Origin of the sequence: Curtobacterium sp. VKM Ac-2884 (assembly GCF_015350945.1) — a bacterium.
Lineage (GTDB): Bacteria > Actinomycetota > Actinomycetes > Actinomycetales > Microbacteriaceae > Curtobacterium.
This window is the reverse complement of record NZ_JADKSA010000002.1, coordinates 784,900-792,426: the sequence shown is the minus strand read 5'-3', so window position 1 is coordinate 792,426 and position 7,527 is coordinate 784,900. Positions and strand designations below refer to the sequence as shown.

Sequence of the window (7,527 nt, the reverse complement as noted above, 5' to 3'; positions counted from 1 at the left end):
ACACCCCAAAAGGCATCAGACCGAGTTGATTCTGACTGTTGACTGTCTACTGACAATCTTCAATCCAAAAGGAATTGCTTCATGACCTGAACAACCAAAGCTGCCCAGGCACGAGGTCAATCAATAAATTGGCATTGACAATGTGCACGCTGTTGAGTTCTCAAGGACCAGACGCACTCGCTCTTCGGCTCAGGTTCGAGCTCCAGCCACGAGGCTTGTGTACTTGGCTTGCCACCGGTGTGTCGTCGGACCCGGAGGTCCTGTGGCTCATCCCCGAGGGGAGAGAACCGGTGGGCTTGTCATCCTAGGCGTCGAAGCGATCCAGCACAAGGCCAGATCTGATCTTCAGTGGAGGACGGTCCCGCTTGAGGGCCGGCGTGCTCTGGGCTTTCGCTCCAGCCGCTCCGCCGCACCTTTGGGGTGACGAGTAGGAACTTTACGCAGGCCGGGGCGAGTGTGCCAAGCCAGGCCCGATCCCGGGCGTGTCGCGTTGTGCAACACGCGTCGCCCGGGTGCCGGCGCGATCAGGCCAGCGTCACCCCGGCGAGGGTCTTCTTGCCGCGGCGGAGCACGAGGACTCCCCCGGGCAGGGCGAGATCCGACAGCGGTGCGGTGGCGTCCTCGGCTCGGACGTTGTTCACGTACACCCCGCCCTGGTCGATGGCCCGCCGCGCTTCACCGAGGGACTTCACGAGCTCGGTCTCGACGAGCGCCCGAGCCACGTCGGCGCCGGGCTCGATCGTGACCGACCCCGGCAGCTCCGCGATCGCCGACCGCAGGGTGTCCGGATCCAGGGCACCGAGGTCACCGTTGCCGAACAGCGCGGCCGCAGCGTCGATCGCGGCCTGGGTGGCGTCGACGCCGTGCACGAGCGAGGTGACCTCGAACGCGAGGGTCCGCTGCGCTTCGCGCCGGAACGGTTCGTCGGCGACCGCCTGCTCGAGTCGCTCGATCTCGGCACGGGACAGGAACGTGAACTCCCGCAACCGGGCGATCACGTCGGCATCGGCCGTGTTGAGCCAGAACTGGTAGAGCGCGTACGGCGACGTCATCTCGGCGTCGAGCCAGATGGCGTTGCCCTCGCTCTTGCCGAACTTCGTGCCGTCGGAGTTCGTGATCAAGGGTGTCCCGAGCGCGTGCACCGTCGCACCCTCGGCACGACGGATGAGCTCCGTCCCCGAGGTCAGGTTGCCCCACTGGTCCGAGCCACCTGTCTGCAGCGTGCAGCCGTACTGCCGGAAGAGCTCGCGGTAGTCGAGGCCCTGCAGGATCTGGTAACTGAACTCGGTGTAGCTGATGCCCGCGTCGGAGTTCAGCCGCGCGGCGACGGCGTCCTTCTTGAGCATCGAGTTCACCCGGAAGTACTTGCCGACGTCGCGCAGGAAGTCGATGGCGGACATCGGTGACGTCCAGTCCAGGTTGTTCACCAGCCGGACGCCGTTGTCACCGTCCGGACTGAGGAACCGCGACACCTGTCCCTGCAGACGCGCCACCCACTCGGCGACGGTCTCGCGGGTGTTCAGCGTGCGCTCCGCCGTCGGACGCGGATCGCCGATGAGCCCCGTCGATCCCCCGACGAGCGCCAGCGGCTTGTGCCCGGCGAGCTGCAACCGACGCATGGTCAGGAGCTGCAGCAGGTTGCCGCAGTGCAGCGACGGTGCCGTGGGGTCGAAGCCGCAGTAGTACGTGATCGGATCACCGTCGAGAGCCTCTTGGAGTGCGGTCTCGTCGGTCGAGACCTGCACCAGACCGCGCCAGCGCAGTTCGTCCCACACCGAGGCGAAGGTGGGGTCGTTCTGCTGGCGCGTCAGGACGTCTTGAGCGGTATCACTGGACACCCCGCCATCGTAGCGGCGGCGCACCACCGACAGCGCGCCGTCGACCGGGAGGCCCGTGGTGCGTCTGGGCCCACGCCGTCGGTTCCGGCGCGACGCGCCAGCGGCGGGCCGGCCGTGCGGGTGGGGATCAGTCGAGGGCACCCTTGTGCCGTCGGTACGTCGAGACCGTCGGGTCGCCCGTCAACCAGAAGCGCCACGGGTACTGCGCACCGCCGGCGATGCCGCCGACGCCGGTGCGCGGTCCGCGCGAGATGCGCGGGACCGGACCCGTCCCGCCGGGGCCGGGTGTGGTCTCGGTCAGGAGTTCCTCGACGACGCGGGCCGGCGGGGCGGAGGCGAGCCGCGCCTCCAGGCCGGGTGCCAACGTGAGCACGAACGGACCGGACCCGTCGAGCAGCGAGGTGCCGTCGTCCTGTCCGAGCACCGCGCCGAGGGCGCCACCGAGGTTGCCGGGGCCGCGCGCCAACGCGACGTCGGCGACCGACGGGCCACGTCGTCCGCGTGCGGTGTCGACGCCCTCGATCACCTGCGCACCGCGGAGCAGGGAACCGGAGGAGGTGCCGGCAGGTGCGCTCACGACGTTGACGCAGGTGTGGATGCCGTACGAGCGGTACGCGTACAGGGTGCCCGGCGACCCGAACAGGTGGCGGTTGCGCTCGGTCGGACCGCGGTGGCCGTGCGAACCGGGGTCGGTGGGCCCGGAGTAGGCCTCGACCTCGGTGATGCGCAGCGTCACACCACGGCCCGCGATGGTCGCGCCGAGCAACGCCGGTGCGATGCGCGGCGCCGGCTCGGCGAGCATCGCGAGCAGCCCTGCGGTCATCGCGTGAAGGGTGCGCCCTCGGCCAGGTCGTGGACGCGACGCGTGACCGACGCCAGCTGCTCGGCCACACGGTCCGGAGCGGTCCCGCCGACACCCGAGCGGGACGCGACACTGCCCTCGATCGTGAGCACGGCACGGACCCCGGGGGTCAGGTGCTCGGAGACCGACCGGTACTCGTCGTCGGTCGGGTCGTCGAGCTCGATGCCCCGCTGTTCGCAGTACCGGACCAGCGCGCCGGACACCTCGTGCGCATCGCGGAACGGGACGCCCTGGCGGACCAGCCACTCGGCCACGTCGGTCGCGAGCGAGAAGCCCTGCGGCGCGAGCTCGGCCATCCGGTCGGTGTCGAAGGTGAGCGTCGCGATCATGCCGGTGAAGGCGGGTAGCAGGACCTCGAGCGTGGCGACCGAGTCGAAGACGGGCTCCTTGTCCTCCTGCAGATCGCGGTTGTAGGCGAGCGGCAGGCCCTTCAGGGTCGCGAGCAGGCCCGTCAGGTTGCCGATCAGACGACCGGACTTGCCGCGCGCGAGCTCGGCGATGTCCGGGTTCTTCTTCTGCGGCATGATGCTCGAGCCGGTCGAGAACGCGTCGTGGAGCCGGACGAAGCCGAACTCCTTCGTGTTCCAGAGGATGACCTCTTCGGACAGACGCGAGACGTCGATGCCGATCTGCGCGAGGACGAACGCGAACTCGGCGACGACGTCGCGGGCGGCCGTGGCGTCGATCGAGTTGTCGGCCGGGCGGTCGAACCCGAGCTCCGCGGCGATCGCGGCGGGGTCGAGGCCGAGCGAACTGCCGGCGAGGGCACCGGCGCCGTACGGACTCACGCTCGCGCGGCCCGCCCAGTCGCGGAGGCGCTCGAGGTCGCGGACCAACGGCCACGCGTGTGCCAGCAGGTGGTGCGCGAGGAGGACGGGCTGCGCGTGCTGCAGGTGCGTCCGACCCGGCATGATCGCCGACGGGTGCTCGTTGGCCTGCTGGGTGATCGCGTCGACCAGGTCGATCACGAGTCGGCCGATGCGCCGCCCGTGGTCGAGCATGTGCATGCGGCCGAGCGTCGCGATCTGGTCGTTGCGGCTGCGTCCGGCGCGGAGCTTGCCGCCGAGTTCCGGACCGAGGTCGGCGATGAGGAGGCGCTCGAGGGCGCCGTGGACGTCCTCGTCGGACGCATCGGGCTGCAGCGTGCCGTCGGCGTGCGCGGCCTCGAGCCGGTCGAGTCCGGCGAGCATGCGCTCGAGCTCGTCCGCCGTCAGGTACCCGGCCGTGTGCAGGGCCCGGGCGTGCGCGCGGGAGCCGGCGATGTCGTACGGGGCGAGCTGCCAGTCGAAGTGCGTCGACTTCGACAGCGCGGCCAGGGCCGCACTCGGGCCGTCGGCGAAGCGGGCGCCCCAGAGGGCTCCGGTGTTGGTGGCGTCGGTCTTCTCGTCGGTCATGTCGTCCTGCGTCGTTGTCGTCGGGCCGGGTGGCGGCGGTGTGTCGTCCGCCGGGTGGCGGCGGTGTGTCGTCCGCCGGGGGCGTGCTGTCAGTTCGCCGCGTCGCGGCGGGCGGAGATCTTGCTGGGGAGCGACCAGAGTTCGGTGAAGCCCTTCGAGAGCGACTGGTCGAACGTGTCGCCGGTGTCGTACGTGGCGAGGTCGAAGTCGTACAGGCTCTGCTCCGAGCGACGGCCGGTCACTGTCGCCCGACCACCGTGCAGCTGGAGGCGGACGTCGCCGGAGACGTGCTGCTGGGTGTGGTCGACGAAGGCGTCGAGGCTGCGCTTCAGCCCGCCGAACCACAGGCCGTCGTAGACCAGGTCGGCCCACTCCGACTCGACACCGCGCTTGTAGCGGTTCACGTCGCGCTCGAGGGTGAGGCGCTCGAGCTCCTCGTGCGCCGTGATGAGCGCGATCGCCGCCGGGGCCTCGTACACCTCGCGCGACTTGATGCCGACGAGGCGGTCCTCGACGACGTCGATCCGACCGACGCCGTGCTTGCCGGCCACGGCGTTCAGCTCCTGCACGATCCGCAGCACGCTGAAGCGCTGCCCGTCGAGCGCCACCGGGACGCCGCGCTCGAACGTGATGGTGACCTCGTCCGGGTCGCGCGGGACGGCGGGGTCCTGCGTGTAGGTGTAGAGGTCCTCGGTCGGGGCGTTCCACGGGTCCTCGAGGAAACCCGTCTCGACCGCGCGGCCCCACACGTTCTGGTCGATCGAGTACGGCGACCGCTGCGACTGCTGGATCGGCAGGGCGTGCTGCTCGGCGTACGCGATCGCCTTGTCACGGGTCAGGGCGAGGTCACGCACCGGCGCCACGCTCCGCAGGTCCGGGGCGATCGCCGCGACGGCGGCTTCGAACCGGACCTGGTCGTTGCCCTTGCCGGTGCAGCCGTGCGCGACGCTGTCGGCGCCGAGCTGCTTCGCCGTCAGCGCGAGGTGCTTCGCGATGAGCGGGCGGCTCAGCGCCGACACCAGTGGGTAGCGCTTCTGGTACAGCGCGTTGGCCTTGAGGGCCGGCACGATGTACTCGTCGGCGTACTCGTCCTTGGCGTCGACCACGATCGACTCGACGGCCCCGCAGTCGAGCGCGCGCTGTCGGATCGCGTCGAGGTCCTCGCCGCCCTGGCCGACGTCGACCGCGAGTGCCACCACCTCTTTGCCGGTGGCGTCACGCAGCCAGCCGATCCCGACGGAGGTGTCGAGGCCGCCGGAGTAGGCGAGGACGACGCGGTCAGCCATGGTGCTCAGGCGTTCGCGGCGAGGAGCCAGGCCAGCAGCGCCTTCTGGGCGTGCAGACGGTTCTCCGCCTCGTCCCAGATGATGCTGCGCGGCCCGTCGATGACGTCGGCGGTCACCTCGAAGCCACGGTCGGCGGGCAGGCAGTGCATGAACACCGCGTCGTCGGCGGCGTGTGCCATCAGGGCGTCGTCCACGCGGTACCCGGAGAAGGTGTCGAGGCGCGACTGCTTCTCGGACTCCTTGCCCATCGACACCCAGGTGTCGGTGACCACGACGTCGGCACCGGCGACCGCTGCCACCGGGTCGGTCACGACCAGGACGGAGCCGCCGGTCTCGGCCGAACGGTGCTCGGCGTCGGTGACGACCTGCGGGGACGGCGAGAACTCGGCGGGAGCCGCGACGCGGACGTGCATGCCCGCGGTCGCGCCGGCGAGCAGGTACGACTGCGCCATGTTGCTCGCGCCGTCGCCGATGAACGCCACGGTCTGACCCGCCAGCGTGCCGCGGTGCTCGCGGATGGTGAGCAGGTCGGCGAGAAGCTGGCACGGGTGGAAGTCGTCGGACAGCGCGTTGACCACGGGGACGGTCGTGCCGGCGGCCATCTCCTCGAGACCGGCCTGCCCGTAGGTGCGCCAGACGATCGCCGACACCATGCGCTCGAGCACGCGGGCGGTGTCCGACGGGGTCTCCTTGCCGCCGAGCTGGCTGTTCGCCGTCGAGATGATGAGCGGGCTGCCGCCCAGGTCGGAGATGCCGACGTGGAACGACACCCGGGTGCGGGTCGACGACTTGTCGAAGATGACCGCGACGCTCTGCGGGCCAGCGAGGGGCTTCGCGCCCCAACGGTCGGCCTTCATCTGGTCGGCGAGGTCGAGGATCGCGGACTGCTCGGCCTGGCTGAGGTCGTCGTCCCGGAGGAAGTGGCGGGTCATGCGGAGGTCTCCTGGGCGGCAGCGACGGCCGCGAGGCTCTGGGCGAGGATCGACACGAACTCGTCGATCTCGGCGTCGGAAACGATGAGCGGCGGCGCGAGGCGCAGGCTCGACTCGTTCGGGGCGTTGATGATGAGGCCACGCTCGAGGGCGGCGGCGTTCACCGCGGCCGCGATCGGGCCGGTGAGCCCGACGCCGATGAGCAGGCCGGTGCCGCGGACCTCTTCGACGAGCGGTGAGCCGATGCCGGCGATGCCGGCCCGGATCCGCTCGCCCTTGACCACGGCGGCCGCGACGAGGTCGGCGCGCTCGATCTCGGCGAGGACCGCGTTCGCCACGCGGGTGCCGAGCGGGTTGCCGCCGAAGGTCGAACCGTGCTGACCGGCCGAGAACAGGTCGGACGCCCACCCGAAGGTCACGAGCGCACCGATCGGGAAGCCGCCGGCGATGCCCTTGGCCACCGTGACGGCGTCGGGGGTGAAGCCGTGGCCCTGGTAGGTGAACCAGTTGCCCGTCCGGCCGACGCCGGTCTGGATCTCGTCGAGGATCAGCAGCGCACCGTGCTCCTCGGTCAGCCGGCGCGCGGCGAGCAGGAACCCCTCGGGCAGGTCGACGACGCCGGCCTCGCCCTTGATCGGCTCGATGACGATCGCGGCGACCGTGTCGTCGATGGACGCCTCGAGCGCAGCGACGGTGGAGTCGATGTGCTCGACCCCGGGGATCATCGGCAGGAAGTCCTGCTGCAGCGCGGGCTTGCCGGTGAGCGCGAGTGCCCCCATCGTCCGGCCGTGGAACCCCTGCTTCAGCGCGAGGATGCGGGTCTTCTGCCCGTCGGCGCCCTTGTTCAGGCGCGCGAGCTTGAACGCGGCCTCGTTCGCCTCGGCACCGGAGTTGCCGAAGTACACCCGCCCGGCGTCGCCCGCACCGGTGATGCGCTTGAGACGCTCCGCCAGCTCGAGCTGCGGCGGCGTCGCGAAGTAGTTCGACACGTGCACGAGCTTCGCGGCCTGGTCCGCGATCGCCTCGACCAGGACAGGGTGCGCGTGGCCGAGCGAGTTCACGGCGATGCCCGCCAGGAAGTCGAGGTACTCGTTGCCCTCGACGTCCCAGACACGGCAGCCCTGTCCGCGCTCGAGCATGATCTTCGGCGGGGTCAGGGATCGCATGAGCGACGCCCCGAACCGGTCGTTCCAGGTCTCGGTCTGCGTCTCGCTG

The 7,527-nt window shown here is 70.5% G+C and carries 6 protein-coding genes; all 6 read right to left on the bottom strand.

The features are described from left to right. Positions 1–524: 524 nt before the first annotated feature. A complete protein-coding gene (tyrS, locus tag ITJ60_RS08405) occupies positions 525–1,838 on the bottom strand; it encodes a tyrosine--tRNA ligase (RefSeq protein WP_123671551.1) in 1,314 nt (437 codons plus the stop codon). 127 nt (positions 1,839–1,965) lie between these two features. Beyond that, positions 1,966–2,661, bottom strand: a complete 696-nt coding sequence (locus ITJ60_RS08400; RefSeq protein ID WP_194647581.1) for a DNA-3-methyladenine glycosylase — start codon at positions 2,659–2,661, stop codon at positions 1,966–1,968. Beyond that, positions 2,658–4,094 carry an argininosuccinate lyase gene (gene argH / locus ITJ60_RS08395; protein WP_194647580.1) on the bottom strand — a complete coding sequence of 479 codons (1,437 nt, stop codon included), beginning with the start codon at positions 4,092–4,094 and terminating at the stop codon, positions 2,658–2,660. Before argH ends, ITJ60_RS08400 begins: the two co-directional genes overlap by 4 nt. Positions 4,095–4,183: 89 nt before the next feature. Then, positions 4,184–5,380, bottom strand: coding sequence for an argininosuccinate synthase (locus ITJ60_RS08390; protein WP_194647579.1), 1,197 nt, complete (start codon positions 5,378–5,380; stop codon positions 4,184–4,186). A 5-nt stretch (positions 5,381–5,385) separates the two neighbouring features. Further along, complete coding sequence (argF, locus tag ITJ60_RS08385; RefSeq protein ID WP_194647578.1) at positions 5,386–6,312, bottom strand: ornithine carbamoyltransferase; 927 nt, start codon at positions 6,310–6,312, stop codon at positions 5,386–5,388. Continuing rightward, complete coding sequence (locus tag ITJ60_RS08380) at positions 6,309–7,478, bottom strand: acetylornithine transaminase (RefSeq protein WP_235035785.1); 1,170 nt, start codon at positions 7,476–7,478, stop codon at positions 6,309–6,311. Before ITJ60_RS08380 ends, argF begins: the two co-directional genes overlap by 4 nt. Positions 7,479–7,527: the final 49 nt, after the last annotated feature.

Excerpts from the sequence above, each read along its gene's own strand:
- ITJ60_RS08400 (WP_194647581.1), bottom strand. The coding sequence starts at position 2,661 with ATGACCGCAGGGCTGCTCGCGATGCTCGCCGAGCCGGCGCCGCGCATC.
- argH (WP_194647580.1), bottom strand. The coding sequence starts at position 4,094 with ATGACCGACGAGAAGACCGACGCCACCAACACCGGAGCCCTCTGGGGC.
- ITJ60_RS08390 (WP_194647579.1), bottom strand. The coding sequence starts at position 5,380 with ATGGCTGACCGCGTCGTCCTCGCCTACTCCGGCGGCCTCGACACCTCC.
- argF (WP_194647578.1), bottom strand. The coding sequence starts at position 6,312 with ATGACCCGCCACTTCCTCCGGGACGACGACCTCAGCCAGGCCGAGCAG.
- ITJ60_RS08380 (WP_235035785.1), bottom strand. The coding sequence starts at position 7,478 with ATGCGATCCCTGACCCCGCCGAAGATCATGCTCGAGCGCGGACAGGGC.